Here is an 18,700-nt window from a genome sequence, read left to right as displayed (position 1 = left end):
AGCGGCATTGTTTTGACTACGCGGACTCAGCCCGGCCGGGCTGCTCGGTCCTGGGACTAATGGAGGGGATATTCCTCATGGCGGCTATGAAACCACGCACCGGCGACGGCCCTATGGAAGTAACCAAGGAGGGCCGCAGCCTGATCATGCGTGTGCCGCTCGAAGGCGGGGGCCGGCTCGTGGTTGAACTTAACGCCGCAGAGGCGGCCAATCTCAAGGACTGCCTCGTCGGCGTCACCGAATAAGAGTAAAGCCAGGGCCCGCAGCTGAAAGCTGCCGGCCCTGGCTTTTTGGTCTGCGTGGCCTGCCTGGGGCAGCCGTTCGGCCGCCTGCCCGCCGGCCTATTTCTTGACGGCTACCAGCAGCCCGTCACCGGTGGGGAGCATGGCGGAGGCCAGCCGGTCGTCGTCGCGCACGGCCCTGCCCACCTGGCGCAGCACAACGGTGGTTGCGTCGCGGGCTGCCGGGTTGGATACCCGGTCCTTGTCCAGGGCGTCATTGACGATCAGCAGGCCGCCGGTCTTGAGCAGGCGCACGGCCTGCTCAACGTAACGTGGGAAGTTGGGCTTGTCGCCGTCGATGAAGACGAGGTCATAGGCGGCGTCGGTGAGCCTCGGCAGGACATCACCGGCGCGGCCGGAAATGGTGCGGGTGCGGTTGGCCGGGCTGCCTGACTCCTGGAACGCCTCCCGGGCGGCCTTCAGGTGCTCGACGTCCACGTCGATGGTGGTGAGCACGGCCTGCGGACCGAGGCCGCGGAGCAGGCAGACGCCAGAGACGCCGGCGCCGGTGCCGATCTCGACGGCGGTCTGCGCCTTGGATGCCGCCGCCAGTACAGTCAAGACGGCGCCAACGCCACGGCCGATGGGTGTCACGCCAAGCTCGAACGAACGCTCCCGGGCGCGCAGCAGGACCTCATCCTCGGCAGGCAGATCTTCTGCATAGGACCAGCTCGTGGACTTATCGGCGCTCATGGATTTCGCTTTCTGGGCGGCAGGGGGCATGTTATTACAGCGTACTTGGTTGGACGGCGCCCTAGGGGCAAGTGACAGCGGGCACGCCTGTGATGGCGGATACTGTCCTGCTGCCCGGCGGAGGGTGACGAAGTTTTACGGATTGCCGGCCGAAAATGCGGGCCAAATGTTGCGCCTTTAGCAGAGAGGGGCCCCGCAGTCAGGAAATTCCCAGCCAACTTTGACATGATAATAATCCGCTCATCCAAGTGGTGATCGGCGCCGAACCAATGATGTAAAGCACGTCAGGCGTTATTACATCCACGAGGGGAGTGGACGATGTCAGCATCCGTTGCGGCACCTGTCCCTGCAACTGAAGAGCACGCTGCCGAGTGGGCCATGCCCACGTGGGAAGAAGTGGTCACCAACCACTCCGCCAAGGTGTACAGGCTCGCCTACCGGCTGACCGGTAACAAGTACGACGCCGAGGACCTCACCCAGGAGGTGTTCGTCCGCGTCTTCCGCTCCCTGGAGAACTTCAAGCCGGGAACCCTGGACGGCTGGCTGCACCGGATCACCACCAACCTCTTCCTGGACCAGGCGCGGCGCAAGAGCCGGATCCGCTTTGACGCGCTGGCCGAGGATGCCGAGTCACGGCTGCCCGGCCGTGAACCCGGCCCCGAGCAAAGCTTCGAACTCAACAACCTGGATCTCGACGTCCAGGCCGCCCTCGAGGAACTCCCGCCGGACTTCCGTGCCGCCGTCGTCCTGTGCGACCTCGAGGGACTGTCGTATGACGAGGTCGCCGAGGCCCTGGGCGTGAAGCTGGGCACAGTGCGTTCACGCATTCACCGCGGCCGGACCATGCTCCGCGAAAAGCTTGCCCACCGGGATCCGCGCCCGCAGCAGGCGCGCAAGCCGCGGCTGAAGCTGCCCCGCATCGCCGGCGTTCTCTGATCGGCGACATGCGTCGGCTACATCGCTTGCTGGAGGGGCTCAGACAGAACACAGGGTTCCCGCCGCTTGCCGGCGGACGGCACCCGCAGTCACCGGACCACATCCGTGCGTGCGCCGAATGCGCCAGCGCGCTGCACCGGCAGCGCCAGTACATTGAACGGCTCCGTACTGCCGCAGTCCCGGCCGCCAGTGACGAACTGACCGCGCGGCTCCTGCTCCGCACCCAGCAACTGGCCATGGCGCCGCCCCCCGTAGCCCGGCCCAGCCGGATGAGGCTGGCGGGGCTGGCCGGCGGGGTAGCCGTGGTGGCGGCTGGGGCCGTCGCCGCCGGTGCCTACACCGTTGCCGGTGAACCCGGGCAGTACACCGCGGGCACGGCCTCGCTCTATGGCCAGTCCGGGCATTCCCCGGGAACAGACAGCCGCCTCGCCGCGCTGCGGTCCTCCGGCTGGACCTGCCCCGAACTGCGTGCCATGGGTTTCCGCCTGGTATCTGCCAGCACGACGGTGCTGGCAGGCCGGCCCACGGTGGAGCTGCGCCTCACCGACGGGCAGCATACGGCGAGGATTCTGGAACAGCACCAGGGGTCGCCGTCTGCGCTGTCTCCGGTCAACCCGCTGACGGGCCACCCGGCGGGAAGCGACGGTTACGTTGCCGCTGACCTGCCGGGAGCGACGGCGGACGGCCGGGTCTGGGTCAAGGCGGGGTCACCGTGGAGCGCGATTTACCAGACACCACGGAGCACGTTCACCTACGTGTCCGACTTGCCCGCCGCCTCGGCCGACGATGCTTTGGCGGTGCTCGCAGCGCCCGGAAGCATGGCCGGTCCGGGTTTGGCGGCCGGAACCGATACGGCGGGGGACGGCAGCGCAGCGCAGGAAACTGTCGTGGACCGGGTCGAACGCGGCCTCCGTAAAATAGCCCGCCAGTTGGGGCTTTGAGACGCTTCCGTGTCCCAGCGGCATGCCCCCAGGGGGCACGGGCCGGGTCGAAATCGTCACTGCCTCCCCGGAAAGGGTAATCTTCCTAAAGTGTTTGGAATCAACGGCCCGGAGTTTATCCTTCTGCTGCTCATCGGCGTTCTGGTGATCGGCCCCCAGCGGCTGCCCGAATACACCCAGAAACTGGCAAACCTGGTCCGCGAAGTGCGCCGGATGGCCTCCGGTGCGCGGGAGCAGATCAAGGAAGAAGTCGGCATCGACATCGATGACGTCGACTGGAAGAAGTACGACCCCCGCCAGTACGATCCGCGGCGCATTATCAAGGAAGCACTCCTCGAGGATGACACCAAGCCGGTCAGCGCTGGCGGTCCGGCGGCGGTAGCCGCTGCGGCATCAGCCGCCGCCTCCCACACGGAGGAGCGGCCGGCGCGCATTATCGAAAGCCTCGGCGTGGGCGAGCGGGCCCCCTTCGATTCCGAGGCGACCTAGCCGGGTTTCGACAAGCTCAACCGGCGGGTTCCGGCAGGCTCAAGCAGCGGAGTCGGCAGGCTCAATCAGCGGGGCTGGACGTCCAGCTTCATGCCGGCCAGTCCCCGCGGCCTGGCCGCAAGCTTCCCGGCGATGCGGGACAGCGCCACTGCTGCCGGCGTGTCCGGGCCGCCCAGGACGATGGGCAGGCCCGAGTCGCCGCCTTCCCGCAGGAGAATGTCCAGCGGAATCTGGCCCAGCAGCGGCACGTCCGTGCCGGTCGAGGCGGTGAGCCTCTCGGCGAGCACCTCCCCGCCGCCGGTGCCGAACAGGTCCATCCGGCCGCCGTCGGGCATTTCCAGGAACGACATGTTCTCGATGACTCCGGCCACCGTCTGCCCGGTCTGCGTGGCGATGGCGCCGGCGCGCTCTGCGACGTCGGCCGCAGCGGCCTGCGGAGTGGTGACCACCAGGATCTCGGCTTTGGGCAGCAGCTGCGCCACTGAGATGGCGATGTCACCGGTGCCCGGCGGGAGGTCCAGGAACAGCGCATCAAGATCGCCGAAATAGACATCGGTGAGGAACTGTTCGAGGGCCCGGTGCAGCATGGGTCCGCGCCAGGCCACAGGCTGGTTGCCGGTGACAAACATGCCGATGGAAATGACCTTTACTCCGTAGGCCACCGGCGGGAGGATCATGTCGTCCACGCGGGTGGGGGCCTGGGTGATCCCCATCAGGGCCGGCACCGAGAAGCCGTACACGTCGGCGTCCACGATGCCCACGCGCAGCCCCTGCGCCGCGAGCGAACAGGCGAGGTTCACCGTTACCGAGGACTTGCCCACACCGCCCTTGCCGCTGGCCACCGCAAAGACCTTGGTGAGGGACCCCGGCTGGTTGAACGGGATGCCCCGCTCGCCGCCGGGGCCGCGGAGCTGCTCCTTCAGTGCGTCTCGCTGCGCCTGGGTCATGACTTTCAGGTCCACCTCGACGGCGGTGACGCCTGGCACGTCCAGCAGCGCCGCCTCGGAGTCCCTGGTGATGGTGTCGCGCAGGGGGCAGCCGGCAATGGTGAGCAGCACCGCCAGGCGGACGGTCCCGTCGCCGGAGATTTCCACCGAATCAACCATGCCCAGCTCGGTGATGGGGCGCCGGAGTTCCGGATCAATGACGGTGGCCAGGGCAGCGTTGACTGCCTGGAGGAGGGTGGTGCTCATGCCGTGGTGCTCAGCTTTCGGGAGAGGTGGGTCGGTGGGCTGCCCGGCCCTGGCGCGTTTTTTCAGACTTGACCTTGGGGATCTGCTGGGTGCGGGGATTGCGTTGCTTTTCCCGCTTCTCCTTCAGCTTTTCCCGGACCAGTTCGCGTGGCGATTCATGGCTTCCGGGCCCGGAGGGTTCGTGCGTGCGGAGCTCCTCCTGGGCCTCCAACAGGTCCTCCAGGAGACTGCGAAGTTCCGCCCGGACGTAGTCGCGGGTGGCCACTTCGCGCAGCGCGATCCGCAGTGAGGCCAGTTCCCGCGTGAGGTATTCGGTGTCCGAGAGGTTGCGCTCCGCCCGCTGGCGGTCCTGCTGGAGGGAAACGCGGTCGCGGTCGTCCTGGCGGTTCTGCGCGAGGAGCAGCAGCGGCGCCGCGTAGGAGGCCTGCAGGGACAGCATCAGCGTCAGGAGCGTGAACCCGAGTTCGACCTTGTCGAACTGCCAGGCCGTGGGCGCGAAGGTATTCCATGCCAGCCAGAAGACACAGAACACGGTCATGTAGAGCAGGAACTGCGGCGTGCCCATGAAGCGGGCGAAGCCCTCTGTCGCATGGCCAAAGGCGTCAGGGTTCGGCGAGAACTTGGGGAGGATGCGCTGGCGGCCGCTCAGCGGCGTGTCCAGGCTTCCTTGGGCCGGCTTTCCGCCGGGCCGCGCTGCCTTTGCCGTGTTTTCAGCCAATGCGGCCACCAAGCTTCCTGACCGGGGCCTCGCCGTCGTTGGCCCGCCAGTCGTCGGGCAGCAGATGGTCCAGGACGTCGTCAACTGTCACTGCGCCCACCAGCCGGCCGGCCTGGTTAACCACCGGAAGGGAGTTCAGGTTGTACGTGGCGAGGGTGCGCGCGACCTCGCTGATGTGGGCCAGGTCCGAGAGCGGCTCCAGGTTCTTGTCCACGAGGTTGCCCAGCGACTCGAACGGCGGGAAGCGCAGCAGCTGCTGAATGTGCACCACGCCGAGGAACCGGCCGGTGGGGGTTTCCAGCGGAGGACGGGCGATGAAAATGGACGAGGCGAGGGCAGGGGAGAGTTCCTCGCGCCGGACGTGGGCGAGCGCCTCCGCTACCGTGGCTTCAGGCGGCAGAATGACCGGGACGGGGGTCATGAGGCCGCCGGCGGTGTCCTCGTCGTATTCGAGGAGGCGCCGGACGTCCTCGGCGCCTTCGGGCTCCATCAGCTGAAGGAGTTCCTCCGCCTGGGCGGACGGCAACTCGCCGAGGAGGTCAGCGGCGTCGTCGGGGTCCATCTCCTCCAGGACGTCCGCGGCGCGCTGGACGTCGAGGGCGGAGAGGATTTCCACCTGGTCGTCCTCTGGCAGCTCCTGCAGGACGTCAGCGAGCCGCTCGTCCTGCAGTTCGCTGGCGACTTCGAAGCGCCGCTTGTCGCTCATCTCCTGCAGTGCCTCGGCGAAGTCCGCGGGCTTGAGGTCCTCGTGGTTGGCCACGAACTGGGTGGCTGCCTGCGGTTCTGTCTTGGCCCCCTGGTGCGCGTCGGCCCAGTCGATGATCATGGTTTCGTTGCGGCGCAGCCTGCTCAGGGGCGCCAGCGAGTGCCCGCGCCGGACGAACAGCTTGCTCACGAACCAGTCGCCCGAGCGGTGCTGGTCCATGGCGATGTCCTCGATGGTGGCGTCACCGCTGCCGTCCGTCAGGGTCACGCGGCGGTCAAACATCTCCGCCACCACGAGGGTCTCGGCGCCGCGCTGTTCGAAGCGCCGGAGGTTGACCAGGCCGGTGCAGATGACCTGCGTCTGGTCGATGGAGGTGATGCGGGTCATGGGAACGAAGACGCGCTTTTTGCCGGGAACTTCGACGACGATGCCCACCACGTGCGGGGCGCCCCGGGTTCCGCGGGAGAGCACGACGACGTCACGCAGCCGCCCCAGACGGTCGCCCAATGGGTCGAAGACGTCCAGTCCCAAGAGGCGCGCGACAAAGACGCGGGTAGGATTCGTGCTCACCTCTACAGGCTACCGAGTCTGCTCTCTTTTAGCTGAATTTTCAGCTTTCACCCATCCTTATGGGCAAGAATGGGGTTATGGCTAACATTTTTGGTGCTCCGAAGGCTGCGCCCAACGGCTCGGACGAGTCGAAGACCGTCCCCACGGGGGACACTGTGGGCTCGTATACCTCTTACCTGGACGCCCAGAAGGCCGTGGACTACCTCGCCGACCAGCAGTTCCCGGTGCACCTGGTGTCCATCGTGGGGAACGACCTCAAGATGGTGGAGCGCGTGACGGGCCGGCTCAGCTACCCGCGCGTGGCGCTCTCCGGTGCCCTGAGCGGTATGTGGTTCGGCCTCTTCGTTGGCGTCATGCTGTCCTTCTTCACGCCTGCAGGGGGAACGTTTTCCATCATCAGCTCGGTGCTGATGGGCGCGGCGTTCTTCATGCTGTTCGGGATCGTCACCTACGCCATGCAGCGCGGCAAGCGCGACTTCACGTCCACCAGCCAGGTGGTTGCCACCAATTACGACGTCGTCGTGGCCTTCGAGGCCGCCCATGAGGCGCGCCGGCTGCTCCAGCAGCTCCCGATGACGCCGTCCGACGCCACCCCGGGTGCGCGCCCGGCGTCGCACAGCCAGCACGACTACCAGAACCAGCAGGACTACCAGAACCAGCCGTACCAGCAGCCGGGCCGGCACCAGGGACCGCCGCAGGGCCCGCCCCAGGGGCAGGCGCCGCAGCGGCCGGCGGGCTGGAACGACCCCTACGGCCAGCGCAGCCAGGAGCCCCGCGAGCAGTACGGCACAGGCCAGCACGCACAGGGCGGGCAGCCGCAGGACCCCAACCAGCAATATGGCACAGGCCAGCAATATGGCACAGGCCAGCAATATGGCACAGGCCAGCAGGGCCAGCAGCATGACGGGGAGCAGCCCTACAGGGACGGCCAGCAGTACGGGGCTCACCAGCAGGGCCAGGCCGGGGAGGGTGCGCCGGCAGCGGACCAGCGCCCGGCGTCGGCAGTGCGCTACCCGGATCTGCCGGACGGCCGGCCGCAGTACGGTGTGCGCGTGGATCCGAACCAGGCCGACCAGGGCCGGGACGGGCAGCAGCAGTAGCCAAAGCAAGCAGCAAGGCCAGGACAGCAGAAAAGGGGACGGCCACCGGATCATCCGGTGGCCGTCCCTTCTTTGTTTGTCCCCCTACCCCTTGGCGTCGACCTCCTGGTAAATGCCTGCCATCCAGGCCTCGACGTCGTTCGCTGTGCGGGGGAGCGCCGCACTAAGGTTCACGGGGCCCTCGGCCGTCATCAGGATGTCGTCCTCGATGCGCACGCCAATGCCGCGGTACTCCTCGGGAATGGCGAGGTCTTCCTGCTTGAAGTAGAGGCCCGGTTCGATGGTGAAAACCATTCCCTCCCGCAGAACGCCGTCCAGGTAGAGTTCCCGCTTGGCCTGGGCGCAGTCGTGGACGTCGAGGCCGAGGTGGTGGCTGGTGCCGTGCGGCATCCAGCGCCGGTGCTGCTGGCCGTCCTCGCCGAGGGCCTCCTCGACGGAGACCGGGAGCAGGCCCCATTCCGCAAGCCGTTCCGCGAGGACAGTGGTGGCGGCGGTGTGGATGTCGCGGAACTTCACGCCGATCCGGGCGGCCGCGAAGCCGGCGTCGGCCGCGTCCAGGACCGCTTCGTAGATTCTGCGCTGCACGTCCGAGAACGTGCCGTTGGCCGGGAGCGTACGGGTGATGTCAGCGGTGTAGAGCGAATCGGCCTCGACGCCGGCGTCCAGCAGGAGGAGCTCCCCGGCGTTGACCTTGCCGGTGTTGCGGGTCCAGTGGAGGACGGTGGCGTTGTTGCCGGAGGCAGCGATGGTGTCGTAACCGAGTTCGTTGCCTTCCTCCCGGGCACGGGCGAAGAAGGCGCCTTCCACCACGCGTTCGCCGCGGAAGTGCGTCAGGGCGCGGGGCAGGGCCTTGACCACCTCGGTAAAGCCTTCCACGGTGGCGGCCACGGCGGTCCTCATCTGCTCGATTTCCCACTCGTCCTTGGTCAGCCGCAGCTCGGAGAGTGCCTCGGACAGCTTCTCGTCGAGGGCGTCGAGCACGCCAAGGTCCAAGTTGTCCGGGTCCTTGGCGGTGTTGTAGCGGGCAGTGTCCACGAGCGCGTCGATGTTTTCGTCCACCTTGCGCACCAGGCGGACCGAGATGCCGCCGATTTCAGGGGCGCCGACGTTCTTGGTGACGGCCATCTCAAGTTCGTCGATGTGGGCGGTGGGGATTCCCAGCCGGGCCTCAAATTCGGCCAGCGTGGGCCGCGCCCCGATCCAGAACTCGCCCGACCGCGCGTCGGCGTAGAACTGTTCGGTGTCCCGTCCGGCCAGCGGCCGGAAGTAGAGCGTGGCACGGTGGTTGCCGCCGTCGTCGCCCTTTCCTTCCCCTACAGGTTCGAAGATGAGCACGGCGTCGGGCTCATGGTCCAGCCCGAGGCCGGTGAGGTGGGCGAAGCCGGAGTGCGGCCGGAACCGGTAGTCGCAGTCGTTGGACCGGACCTTCAGGGGCCCGGCCGGAAGCACGAGGCGTTCACCCTTGAACTGGTCGGAAATGGCCCGGCGCCTTCTCGCGGCGTGGCTGGCGACGGCCTCCCGTTCAGGGGTCACCTGCGGCGCGGGCGCCCAGTTGCTGGCCATGAAGGCCTTGAAAGCGGCGGAACTCGGCCGCTGGGAGCGGTTGTTGACGCGCTCTTCCAGGGGCTGGGAAGCTGTGTTTTCACCGTTGTGGGTGTTGTCTGCATCGTTCACCGTCCAATAGTCTCACCAGCCGAGCGGCTTAGGCCAACACCGGCGCGGGAGGGTGAATCACGCCCTTCCCGGCCACAGGGGCGCCCCATCTACTAGGCTGGGCTGGTGAGGATAGATCTACACGCCCACTCGAATATTTCCGATGGTACGGAGACACCGGCGGAGGTCATGGCGGCCGCGGCGGCCGCGGGGCTGAACGTCATCGCGCTGACGGACCACGACTCCACGGACGGCTGGGCGGAAGCGTCCCGGGCAGCCATTGACAACGGCGTGGCGCTGGTGCCCGGCATGGAGATTTCCTGCCGGACGGAGCACGGGATCAGCGTCCACCTCCTGAGCTACCTGCACGACCCCCAGCACCCGGGCCTGCTCGAGGAAATCACGAAGGCCAGGGACGCCCGCCTGACCCGCGCCGAACGCATGGTCACGCTCCTCGCCGAGGACTACCCCCTGACGTGGGACGACGTGATCCACCATGTGGCGCCAGGGGCCACGCTGGGACGCCCACACATCGCCGACGCGCTGGTGGCGGCGGGAGTGGTAGCAGACCGTTCCGAGGCCTTCACCTCGATCCTTACCTCCCATTCGCGCTATTTCGTGCAGCACTACGCGCCGGAGCCCGCGCTGGCCGTCGAACTGGTCCGCGACGCGGGCGGCGTTCCCGTCTTTGCCCACCCCGTCGCCTCCGCACGCGGGCGGGTGGTGGGTGAAAGCACGTACCACGACATGATCGACGCCGGCCTGGCCGGTTTGGAGGTCAACCACCGGGACAACCCCGAGGAGGGCCGGGAGTTCCTGCGGAAGCTGGCCGCCCAGCACGGGCTAGTGGTGACCGGGTCCTCGGACTATCACGGCCTGGGCAAGCCGAACAGGCTGGGCGAGAACCTGACCGCCCCGGACGTCCTCGACCGGATCGAGGAGCTGGGCTCGGGCACCGCCGTCGTGCGTTAAACCCAACTGACTGGCATTAGTTGTCGTTTTGGGGCCTCAAAACGACAACAACTGCGAGCTACTTGGGCGGGTAGGACGCGAGCTCGGCGTGCGCCCCGAGCCGCTTGGCCATGACGTCGATGGCCGGCTGGTTCTGGTCCACGCAGACGAACCTGCGTCCCAACTTGGCCGCAACGGCGCCAAGCGTGCCTGAACCGGCGAAGAAGTCGAGGCACCAGTCACCCGGGCGGCTGGACGCGGCCACCACGCGCCGCACCAGGCCCTCGGGTTTCTGTGTGGGGTATCCGGTCTTTTCCTTGCCCGTGGGGGAGACGATGGTGTGCCACCAGACGTCCGTGGGCAGCTTGCCCAGCTCACGCTTGGCCGGAGTCACGAGCCCCGGGGCCATGTAGGGCTCCCGGTCCACCTCGGCGCTGTTGAAGTGGTACTTAGACGGGTTTTTGACGTAGACGAGGATGTTGTCGTGCTTGGTGGGCCAGCGGTTTTTGGCTCGTGCACCGTAGTCGTAGGCCCAGATGATCTCGTTCAGGAAGCACTCGCGGCCAAAGATGGCATCCAGCATCACCTTGGCATAATGCACCTCGCGGTAGTCAAGGTGCAGGTACAGGGTTCCGTCGTCGGCCAGGAGCCGCCAGGCCTCCACAAGACGGGGCTCGAGGAAGGACCAGTAGTCACTGAAGGCGTCGTCGTAGCGGTGCAGGGCGCCTTTGATCGTGTCGTAGGAGCGGCCCTTGAAGCCCACCCGGTCGCCGTCGCCGTCGGCGTTGAGCACCATCTTTGTTTCCTGGCGCTGCTGGGCCCGGCCGGTGTTGAACGGCGGGTCCACGTAAATGAGTGTGAAGGCGCCGTCCGGCAGCGTGGGGAGGAAGTCCGCGTTATCCGCGTGCACCACCAGGTTGCTGCCGTCCGGCGCCCAGACAGTTTCAGTCATTGAGGCTATGGGGCCTCGGTGCCGGGCTGTGAGCCTGTTGCGGCGGATTCGCCGCCGGAGACCACTTCTCCGTTGCGGCGGCGCGTGCGGGTGCGGTTGCGGCGCGGGCGCGCCGGCTGCTCGCCGTCAACAGTTGCAGTGGCAGTGGCAGCGGCGGCGGGGCCGGTTCCGGCGTCCGCACCGGTATCTGAAGAACGGCCGTCTGAAGAACGACGGCGGCGCTCGCCCGAACGCTTGCCCGCGTCACCGCTGCGGCGGCTGCCTTCCCTGCTGCCGCCTTCCCTGCTGCCGCCTTCCCTGCTGCCGGAGCGGCCGGAATCGCGGCCGCCGGAGCGGCTGTTCTTCTTGCCGGTCTCGCCCAGGTCCTCCAGGACCTCGGCATCGACGCCGGCGAGGGTGCGCTTGCTGCGCGGGAGCCGGCCTTTGGTGCCCTCGGGGATGTCCAGTTCCTCGTACAGGTGCGGCGAGGAGGAGTACGTTTCGACGGGCTCCGGGACGCTCAGGCCGAGTGCCTTGTTGATGAGTCCCCAGCGCGGCATGTCGTCCCAGTCCACGAACGTGACGGCGGTGCCCTTGTTGCCGGCGCGGCCGGTGCGGCCCACGCGGTGCAGGTAGATCTTCTCGTCCTCGACGCACTGGTAGTTGATAACGTGCGTGACGTCGTCGACGTCGATACCGCGGGCTGCTACGTCGGTGGCCACCAGGACGTCCACCTTGTTGTTGCGGAAGGCGCGGAGCGCCTGCTCGCGGGCGCCCTGGCCGAGGTCACCGTGGATGGCGGCGGCAGCGAACCCGCGGTCCACGAGTTCCTCGGCAACCTTTGCGGCGGTGCGCTTGGTTTTGGTGAAGATGATGGTGCGGCCGCGGCCGCGGGCCTGCAGGATCCGGGCGACTACCTCGGTCTTGTCCATGCTGTGTGCACGGTAGATGAGCTGGCGGATGTCGCGCTTGGTCAGGCCCTCGTCGTCCGGATCGGCGGCGCGGATGTGGGTGGGCTGCGTCATGTACCGCCGGGCCATGGCAATGACCGGGCCGGGCATCGTGGCCGAGAACAGGAGGGTCTGGCGGACCGGCGGGGTGCCGGCGATCAGGGTCTCGACGTCCGGAAGGAAGCCGAGGTCCAGCATCTCGTCAGCTTCGTCCAGCACCACGATCTTGACGTTCTTGAGCACCAGGTGCTTCTGCTTGTAGAGGTCGATCAGGCGGCCCGGCGTGCCGACCACCACCTCGACACCCTTCTGCAGTGCGTCAATCTGCGGCTCATAGGCGCGTCCGCCGTAAATCGTGGCAATCCGGGCATTGCGCTTGCGGGATGCCGCCTGCAGGTCGTTGGCAACCTGCACTGCGAGCTCACGCGTGGGTACGATCACCATGGCCTGCGGCGCACCGGGAGCGGGCAGTTTGTCGAAGCCGGCGTCGTCGCGGCCCACCACGCGCTGCAGCGCAGGAATGCCGAAGCCGAGGGTCTTGCCCGTGCCGGTTTTGGCCTGGCCGATGATGTCGTGGCCGGACAGCGCGACGGGCAGCGTCATGGCCTGGATCGGGAAGGGGTGCGTGATGCCGGCGTCAGCCAGGGACTCGACGATGTCGGCGCGGACGTCGAAGTCGGCGAACGACTTTTCGGCTATTTCGTGCGGCTTCTCGTCCGAGATGATGGTCTCTTCCGGCTCGATGGTCTCGGTGCCGGTATCGTCGGAAAGAAGCTGGTGGGTATGCAATTCACTCACAGGGGAGTTTCCTTATTCATTTGGGCATTGGCGCCGCCTGCTCAACGGGCCGGCCGCGGGGGCCGTTCCGGAGCACGCTCAGGCGCGCAAGCAATTCCAGTGGAAGCCGATCGCGGGCTATCTAATGCCGGCACTGGGGACCGGCGGGTGTGACTCAAGATCGCGTAGGGGCGGGCTTGTTGAATTCAATTTACGGAAATCAACGACCGGGCATCCATTACTACCTAGCCAGTCTACTGGCAAACCCGTGTTTTCCTTGACTTGGGCCGCCGCGGGGACAGTTGCGGCCCGCAGGAGCGGTTCAGTCGACGAGTTCGAGGCGGATCTCGCGGGTCGCGATGTCCGAGGAGACCAGCCGGACCCGGACCCTGGTGCCGGGTTCCATCTCTCCCTCACATTTGGCCGTCACGGCCGGTTCGGCGATCTGGACCACGCCGGAGGGGCCGGATCCGTTGCTCCCCTTGCCGTTCACGCCCTTGCCGCCATTACCGTTGCCGCTGCCGTTCCCGTTGCCGTTTTTGGCCGGCTTTGACCCGGAGATCACCACTGCATCGAACTCCTGCCCGATGTGGTTGCTCAGCAGCGCGGCTTCCACAGTGTCCAGGGCAAGCCGTTCCATCCTTGCCGCCAGCTGGTCCGAGTAGGCCATGATCTCGGGCAGCGAGGGGAGCGCCTCCCGGGCCCAGGCCGGCACCGGCAGGTCATTGCTCAGGGCCTCGCAGATGACCAGCACAAAGCGGTCCACGAGGCGGCGGAGCGGAGCGGTGGTGTGGGCGTACGCCGTGCCGATGGCTGACTGGACCGCGTCCTCCGGAACGGTTCCGTCGAAATGCGTGTACGCGGCGCCGCGGAAGAGCATGCCTGCGGCGTGGAGGATGGCCAATTGCCGGTGGTCGGTGGGGTCCAGGGTGCGCAGGTACTCGCCGTAGGTTTCCTGCCCGTCCCACGGCTTGCCCAGCGCGGCTGTCTGCCGCCTGAAGTGGCTCAGTGAGCGCTCATCCGGGGCAGGCATGGTCCGGAGGATCCCCACCTTGCCGTTGAGCATCAGGGAAGCGGCTGCCATGCCGGTCATGAGCGAAATCTGGGCGTTCCAGTCCTCAACCGGCAGTTGGGGGACCGCCACGATCCGGTAGCCGCCGTCGGGAAGCTGGACGATCTCCTGTTCCGGCATGTTCAGGCTGGCCCCACCGCGGGCCCGTTCCAGGTCGACGCGCTTGCGCCCCACCTCACGCAGGAGTTGCATGATGGGAGAGGCCGTGCCGGCATCCAGTTCTGCCTGGACGCCCTTGTAGTTGAGTTTGGCCCGGCTGCGCACGGCGGCCCGGCGCACCAGCACCGACACCACCTCGGCGGCGGCGTCGAGTTCGAACTCCCAGACGAAGGCGGAGCACAGCTGCCCTGCCAGCAGGCTGCCGGCGTTCTCGCTGATGACCTCCGGATGCAGCGGGATCCGGCCGTCCGGGGCATAGAAGGTCTGTCCTCGGCGGCGGGTCTCGGCGTCGAGAGCGCCGCCCGGCTGCACGAACGACGGAACATCGGCAATGGCATAGAGGATCCGGTAGCCCTCACCGAGCCGTTCGATGAACAGTGCCTGGTCAAGGTCGGTGGACGACGGCGGATCGATGGTCAGGAAGTCCACTCCGGTCAGGTCCAGGGCCGGGAATCCCCGGTCCGCGACGGCCGCTTCGGCTTCCTTGAGCACGTCCTCGGGGAATTCCCCCGGTAGCTCCAGCTCCGTCCGCAGCGCGCTCAATGCCTCCTCGAGCGCGTTGGTCTGCTCGTGGACGTTGGGCGACAACCGATGATGTGACACGAAAATCAGGTTAGCCCGAATTGCGCCGTTAGTCTTGGATTATGGGCACATCCTCGGCTGACACCGCTCGCTACGACCGCTTCGTCGCGGACCTGTTCGGCGTGATGGCCTACGGCGAACTGTCCGCATTCGAACGGCTCTCGTCGGACGCCCGTTACTCACCCACGCTGCACGACCGTGCCGTGCTCGGCAGGATCGCCGTCCTCGAATTCCAGCACTACGAGCTCGTGAGCGCCAAGCTGGCCGGGATGGGCGTCGACGTCGAAGATGCGATGCTGCCGTTCCAGCTGGCCGTGGACCACTTCCATGAACGGACCCGCCCGGCGGACTGGTACGAGTCCCTGATGAAGGCCTACGTGGTGGACACGGTCTCCGCCGATTTCTACCGGGCCGTGGCCCGGTTTGTGGATGCCGGAACCCGTGACGTCATTGAGCAGATCCAGTCGTCGGAAGAGGCCACAGCCGTGCTTCGGGATCGGCTCAGCGGGGCGCTGGCGGACGATCCCCGGCTCGCGTCCAGGCTGGCGCTGTGGGGCCGGCGCCTCCTCGGCGAAGCGATCACGCAGGCCCAGCGCGTGGGCCACGAACACGCCTTTCTTGGCGAGCTGTTCGTCGAGGCGGAGCCCGGTGCCACGGACGCCACAGCACGCGAGCTGGTCCGGGACATCACCGCCGAAGTCGTGGAGAACCACTCCCGGCGCATGGTCCAGCTGGGCCTGAGCGGGTAGCCCAGCGCCCTCTCTGCGCCCGCGTGCAGGCCGCTCCGCTTAGGAGACGGCGGCCGGGGACGTCGCTTCGAGGGCGTCGAGCAGTTCCGCCGCGGCTGCCGCCGGGTCTGGCGCCTCGGTGATGGCCCGCACGACGACGATGCGGCTGGCTCCCGCCGCCAGGACCTGCTCCACGTTGGTGCGGTCGATCCCGCCAATCGCGAACCAGGGCAGCAGCAGGCCGCCGACCCGTTCCTCGTTTGCGGTGCGGACGGCCTCCGCTGCGTAGCGCACCAGGTCAAGCCCGACGGCGGCGCGCCCGGGCTTGGTGGGGGTAGCCCACAGCGGGCCCACGCAGAAATAGTCCAGGCCGCTGCGCCCGTGGGCGGCGCCGACGGCGGCATCCACCTGGTCTGTGCTGTGGGTGGACAGCCCGATCACGGTGGAATCGTGCAGCAGCTTCCGGGCGGCCCGGAGCGGCAGGTCCTTCTGGCCGATGTGGAACACCGGTGCGCCGGCTATGGACGCGATGTCGGCGCGGTCATTGACGGCCCAAAGCCGGCCGTGCCTGCGGGCGGCAGCATGGACTACTTCCAGCAGCTCGAGTTCCTCGGCTGCCTCGATGCTCTTGTCCCGCAACTGGATGATGTCCACACCGCCGGCGAACGCCGCGTCCACGAAGTCCGCGAAGTCTCCGCGGTCCTTGCGGGCGTCGGTGCAGAGGTACAGGCGGGCAGCGGTGTGGGCAGAGTGCACGGTCATGGCAACCACCTTAGTTCCTCTAAACTGGGCAGGTACCGCGGGAGCCCGTTGCTGCTGTCATAAAGACGCAGGGCTGAGAGGGCGTCAGAGCCGACCGCTTGACCTGATCCGGTTAGTACCGGCGTAGGGAAGGAATTCCATGCCCCCTAAAACCAGTGGCGATGAACGCTCCCTGGGACCCCTGGAGCCCGGCGTACTTGAGGCCGATGTAGCCGTCATTGGCGGCGGAGTGGTTGGCCACGGCATCGCCTGGGAAGCACGGCGCTCCGGCCGTTCGGTGGTGCTCATAGATGAAGCCCCGGGCAGCGGTGCAAGCTGGGCTGCGGCGGGCATGCTCGCCCCGGTCAGCGAACTGCATTACCAGGAGGAAGGGCTCCTGGAACTGATGCTGGAATCCTCCGCCAGATGGCCTGAGTTTGCGGCCACCCTCACTTCCGGCGTGGATGCCGGTTACCTGACGACGCCCACCCTGGCAGTGGGTGCCGATCCGGCCGACCGCCGGGCCCTGATGGACCTGCGGGACGTGCAGCGGGCCCACGGCCTGAACGTTGAACCGCTGACCATCCGCGAGGCACGTTCCCGGGAGCCGCTGGTCAGCCCCGGGATCTCCTGCGCCCTCGACATCCCGGCGGACCACCAGGTGGATCCGCGCAGACTCGTCAGGGCCCTTGCTGCCGAGCTGGCCGCGCAACGTCAGGAAAATGCGGCAGCAGAGGGATACGCGGTGCGGGAGTACGCCGCCGGCCTGCTCTGGGACGACGCACGGGTCTGCGGGGTACGGCTGGCGGGCGGCGGGTCCGTCACGGCGGCCGAGACGGTGGTGGCCAACGGCCTGGCCGCGGCGGGCCTGCAGAACCTTCCGGAAGGCCTGCAGCTGCCGCTGCGCCCGGTCTACGGAGACATCCTCAGGCTCAGGGTCCCCGAACACCTGCAGCCCCTGCTCACCGCAACGGTCCGCGGCATGGTGCGGGGCGTGCCGGTGTACGTGGTGCCCCGCCGGGACGGCACGGTGGTGATCGGCGCCACCCAGCGTGAGGACGGCGTGCCGGGCACCAGCGCCGGGGGTGTCTACCAGCTGCTGCGCGACGCCCAGGCGCTGGTGCCGGCAGTCGCAGAGCTCGAGCTGCTCGAAGCCACCGCCCGGGCCCGGCCCGGCACGCCGGACAACGCCCCGCTGCTGGGCCGAGTACCGGCCGGCGGGCAAGGTGCCGGCACGGACGTGGCGGGCCTCATCATCGCCACCGGCTTCTTCCGCCACGGCGTCCTGATGACCCCGGCCGCCGCGGTCATCTGTCGCCAGCTCATGGACGGCATCACCGATCCGCGCTGGGCCAAGTTCCGGCCGGGCAGGTTTTCACCCGGGCTCCCAGACCCTCTGGGATCTGCCGCTGCACTCAGCATTTGACCCGCGTCACCTTTGACCAAACCAAGGAACCAGCATGAACATCACACTGAACGGCATCGAACAGGAAATCAGCGAGGGCGCCTCCGTCACCTCACTCGTCAGCCAGGTCACGGGGCGCCAACTGGCCGCCAGCGGTCAGGCGGCCGACGGCCAGCGGCTGGGTGTGGCGGTGGCCCGCAACTCGGCCGTCGTGCCGCGCAGCCAGTGGCATGCCACGGCACTCGCAGACGGCGACGAGATCGAACTTGTCACGGCAGTCCAGGGAGGATAAGGACGATGGCAGAAACAGTGATTGAAACAGCAGACAGCCTGGTCATTGACGGGGTGGAGCTGACCTCGCGGCTCATCATGGGCACCGGAGGCGCTCCCAGCCTGGACGGTCTCGGCGCAGCGCTGCTCGCGTCCGGGACCCAGCTGACCACCGTCGCAATGCGGCGCTACTCGCCTGCCGAAACCGGCTCGTTGTTCCAGCTGCTGGTGGACCACAACATCCGCGTGCTCCCCAACACCGCCGGCTGCTTCACGGCCCGTGACGCTGTGATGACGGCGGAGCTGGCCCGGGAAGCGCTGGAGACCGACTGGGTCAAGCTCGAAGTCATCGCCGACGAGCACACGCTCCTGCCTGATGCCGTGGAACTGGTGGACGCCACCGAGCAGCTGGTCAACCGGGGCTTCAAGGTGTTCGCCTACACCAATGACGATCCCGTCCTGGCGCTGCGGCTGGAGAACCTCGGTGCGTCGGCGGTCATGCCGCTGGGAGCGCCGATCGGCACGGGCCTGGGCATCCTCAACCCGCATAACATCGAGCTGATCGTGTCACGGGCCTCCGTTCCCGTGGTCCTGGATGCAGGGATCGGCACGGCCTCGGACGCGGCCCTGGCCATGGAAGTGGGGTGCGACGCCGTGCTGCTGGCCACCGCCGTGACCCGGGCCCAGAACCCCGTTCTCATGGCCGAGGCCTTCAAACACTCCGTGATCGCCGGTAGGCTGGCGCGTGCGGCCGGGCGGATCCCGCGCCGTGAGCATGCCTTGGCGTCGTCGGCCATGGAGGGCCGGGCGGAGTTCCTCTAAGCCCGGCCAACCCGTGCCCGCTGGCGTGCGGC

19 protein-coding genes and 1 riboswitch are annotated in these 18,700 nt (G+C 67.6%); of the genes, 10 read left to right on the top strand and 9 right to left on the bottom strand.

Annotation, left to right across the window (positions count from 1 at the left end):
- Positions 1 to 77: 77 nt before the first annotated feature.
- Entirely contained in the window at positions 78 to 245 is a 168-nt protein-coding gene (locus tag ACTHQX_RS01720) for a DUF3117 domain-containing protein (protein WP_102973820.1), read from the top strand.
- A 96-nt stretch (positions 246 to 341) separates the two neighbouring features.
- On the opposite strand, the gene ACTHQX_RS01715 is transcribed toward ACTHQX_RS01720, so the two are convergent.
- Entirely contained in the window at positions 342 to 974 is a 633-nt protein-coding gene (locus tag ACTHQX_RS01715; protein ID WP_102973821.1) for an O-methyltransferase, read from the bottom strand.
- A 318-nt stretch (positions 975 to 1,292) separates the two neighbouring features.
- Here ACTHQX_RS01715 and sigE point away from each other — a divergent pair, with 318 nt between their 5' ends.
- The 3 genes from sigE to ACTHQX_RS01700 all read left to right on the top strand — a co-directional run bounded on the left by sigE (position 1,293) and on the right by ACTHQX_RS01700 (position 3,340).
- Positions 1,293 to 1,910 carry an RNA polymerase sigma factor SigE gene (gene sigE / locus ACTHQX_RS01710; protein WP_236804278.1) on the top strand — a complete coding sequence of 206 codons (618 nt, stop codon included), beginning with the start codon at positions 1,293 to 1,295 and terminating at the stop codon, positions 1,908 to 1,910.
- An 8-nt stretch (positions 1,911 to 1,918) separates the two neighbouring features.
- The gene (locus tag ACTHQX_RS01705) at positions 1,919 to 2,851 is read left to right on the top strand and encodes an anti-sigma factor (protein WP_440155387.1); all 933 of its coding nucleotides are present in this window, start codon (positions 1,919 to 1,921) and stop codon (positions 2,849 to 2,851) included.
- Positions 2,852 to 2,941: 90 nt separating this feature from the next.
- Positions 2,942 to 3,340, top strand: coding sequence for a Sec-independent protein translocase TatB (locus ACTHQX_RS01700; protein WP_236804274.1), 399 nt, complete (start codon positions 2,942 to 2,944; stop codon positions 3,338 to 3,340).
- Between the two features lie 65 nt (positions 3,341 to 3,405).
- Here ACTHQX_RS01700 and ACTHQX_RS01695 read toward each other — a convergent pair whose 3' ends face one another.
- From ACTHQX_RS01695 to ACTHQX_RS01685, 3 genes are read right to left on the bottom strand one after another with little or no spacing between them, the layout of a single operon-like run.
- Positions 3,406 to 4,533, bottom strand: coding sequence for an Mrp/NBP35 family ATP-binding protein (locus tag ACTHQX_RS01695; protein ID WP_440155385.1), 1,128 nt, complete (start codon positions 4,531 to 4,533; stop codon positions 3,406 to 3,408).
- Positions 4,534 to 4,543: 10 nt separating this feature from the next.
- The gene (locus ACTHQX_RS01690; RefSeq protein WP_440155383.1) at positions 4,544 to 5,260 is read right to left on the bottom strand and encodes a DUF1003 domain-containing protein; all 717 of its coding nucleotides are present in this window, start codon (positions 5,258 to 5,260) and stop codon (positions 4,544 to 4,546) included.
- Entirely contained in the window at positions 5,244 to 6,527 is a 1,284-nt protein-coding gene (locus ACTHQX_RS01685; protein WP_003805129.1) for a magnesium transporter MgtE N-terminal domain-containing protein, read from the bottom strand. Before ACTHQX_RS01685 ends, ACTHQX_RS01690 begins: the two co-directional genes overlap by 17 nt.
- A gap of 77 nt (positions 6,528 to 6,604) precedes the next feature.
- Here ACTHQX_RS01685 and ACTHQX_RS01680 point away from each other — a divergent pair, with 77 nt between their 5' ends.
- Positions 6,605 to 7,627 (top strand): general stress protein, encoded by a 1,023-nt coding sequence (locus tag ACTHQX_RS01680; RefSeq protein ID WP_440155382.1) that lies wholly within the window; start codon positions 6,605 to 6,607, stop codon positions 7,625 to 7,627.
- A gap of 84 nt (positions 7,628 to 7,711) precedes the next feature.
- On the opposite strand, the gene ACTHQX_RS01675 is transcribed toward ACTHQX_RS01680, so the two are convergent.
- Positions 7,712 to 9,301, bottom strand: coding sequence for an aminopeptidase P family protein (locus ACTHQX_RS01675; RefSeq protein WP_440155380.1), 1,590 nt, complete (start codon positions 9,299 to 9,301; stop codon positions 7,712 to 7,714).
- A 105-nt stretch (positions 9,302 to 9,406) separates the two neighbouring features.
- On the opposite strand from ACTHQX_RS01675, the gene ACTHQX_RS01670 reads away from it, so the two are divergent.
- Positions 9,407 to 10,252, top strand: a complete 846-nt coding sequence (locus ACTHQX_RS01670) for a PHP domain-containing protein (RefSeq protein ID WP_440155379.1) — start codon at positions 9,407 to 9,409, stop codon at positions 10,250 to 10,252.
- 58 nt (positions 10,253 to 10,310) lie between these two features.
- Here the strand turns inward: ACTHQX_RS01670 and ACTHQX_RS01665 are convergent, their stop codons facing one another.
- The 3 genes from ACTHQX_RS01665 to ACTHQX_RS01655 form a co-directional block, all read right to left on the bottom strand.
- On the bottom strand, positions 10,311 to 11,183 hold the full coding sequence (locus ACTHQX_RS01665; RefSeq protein WP_236804264.1) for a DNA-methyltransferase: 873 nt from the start codon (positions 11,181 to 11,183) through the stop codon (positions 10,311 to 10,313).
- A 5-nt stretch (positions 11,184 to 11,188) separates the two neighbouring features.
- The gene (locus ACTHQX_RS01660; RefSeq protein ID WP_440174521.1) at positions 11,189 to 12,910 is read right to left on the bottom strand and encodes a DEAD/DEAH box helicase; all 1,722 of its coding nucleotides are present in this window, start codon (positions 12,908 to 12,910) and stop codon (positions 11,189 to 11,191) included.
- Positions 12,911 to 13,211: 301 nt separating this feature from the next.
- Entirely contained in the window at positions 13,212 to 14,723 is a 1,512-nt protein-coding gene (locus ACTHQX_RS01655; protein WP_440155376.1) for an RNB domain-containing ribonuclease, read from the bottom strand.
- 41 nt (positions 14,724 to 14,764) lie between these two features.
- Between ACTHQX_RS01655 and ACTHQX_RS01650 the strand changes: the two genes are divergently transcribed.
- The gene (locus ACTHQX_RS01650) at positions 14,765 to 15,451 is read left to right on the top strand and encodes a ferritin-like fold-containing protein (protein ID WP_440155374.1); all 687 of its coding nucleotides are present in this window, start codon (positions 14,765 to 14,767) and stop codon (positions 15,449 to 15,451) included.
- A gap of 39 nt (positions 15,452 to 15,490) precedes the next feature.
- Here the strand turns inward: ACTHQX_RS01650 and thiE are convergent, their stop codons facing one another.
- Positions 15,491 to 16,192 carry a thiamine phosphate synthase gene (gene thiE, locus ACTHQX_RS01645; protein WP_440155373.1) on the bottom strand — a complete coding sequence of 234 codons (702 nt, stop codon included), beginning with the start codon at positions 16,190 to 16,192 and terminating at the stop codon, positions 15,491 to 15,493.
- A 27-nt stretch (positions 16,193 to 16,219) separates the two neighbouring features.
- Positions 16,220 to 16,340, top strand: a riboswitch (TPP riboswitch).
- Between thiE and thiO the strand changes: the two genes are divergently transcribed.
- The 3 genes from thiO to ACTHQX_RS01630 all read left to right on the top strand — a co-directional run bounded on the left by thiO (position 16,332) and on the right by ACTHQX_RS01630 (position 18,668).
- The gene (gene thiO / locus ACTHQX_RS01640) at positions 16,332 to 17,597 is read left to right on the top strand and encodes a glycine oxidase ThiO (RefSeq protein ID WP_440155371.1); all 1,266 of its coding nucleotides are present in this window, start codon (positions 16,332 to 16,334) and stop codon (positions 17,595 to 17,597) included. It overlaps the preceding riboswitch by 9 nt.
- Positions 17,598 to 17,631: 34 nt before the next feature.
- Positions 17,632 to 17,868, top strand: a complete 237-nt coding sequence (thiS, locus tag ACTHQX_RS01635; protein WP_236804253.1) for a sulfur carrier protein ThiS — start codon at positions 17,632 to 17,634, stop codon at positions 17,866 to 17,868.
- Between the two features lie 5 nt (positions 17,869 to 17,873).
- Complete coding sequence (locus tag ACTHQX_RS01630; RefSeq protein ID WP_440155369.1) at positions 17,874 to 18,668, top strand: thiazole synthase; 795 nt, start codon at positions 17,874 to 17,876, stop codon at positions 18,666 to 18,668.
- Positions 18,669 to 18,700: the final 32 nt, after the last annotated feature.

Source organism: Arthrobacter sp. SAFR-023 (assembly GCF_051965295.1).
Classification (GTDB): Bacteria; Actinomycetota; Actinomycetes; order Actinomycetales; family Micrococcaceae; genus Arthrobacter.
Note: the sequence above shows the minus strand (reverse complement) of the source record. Positions and strands in the feature narration are given on the sequence as shown.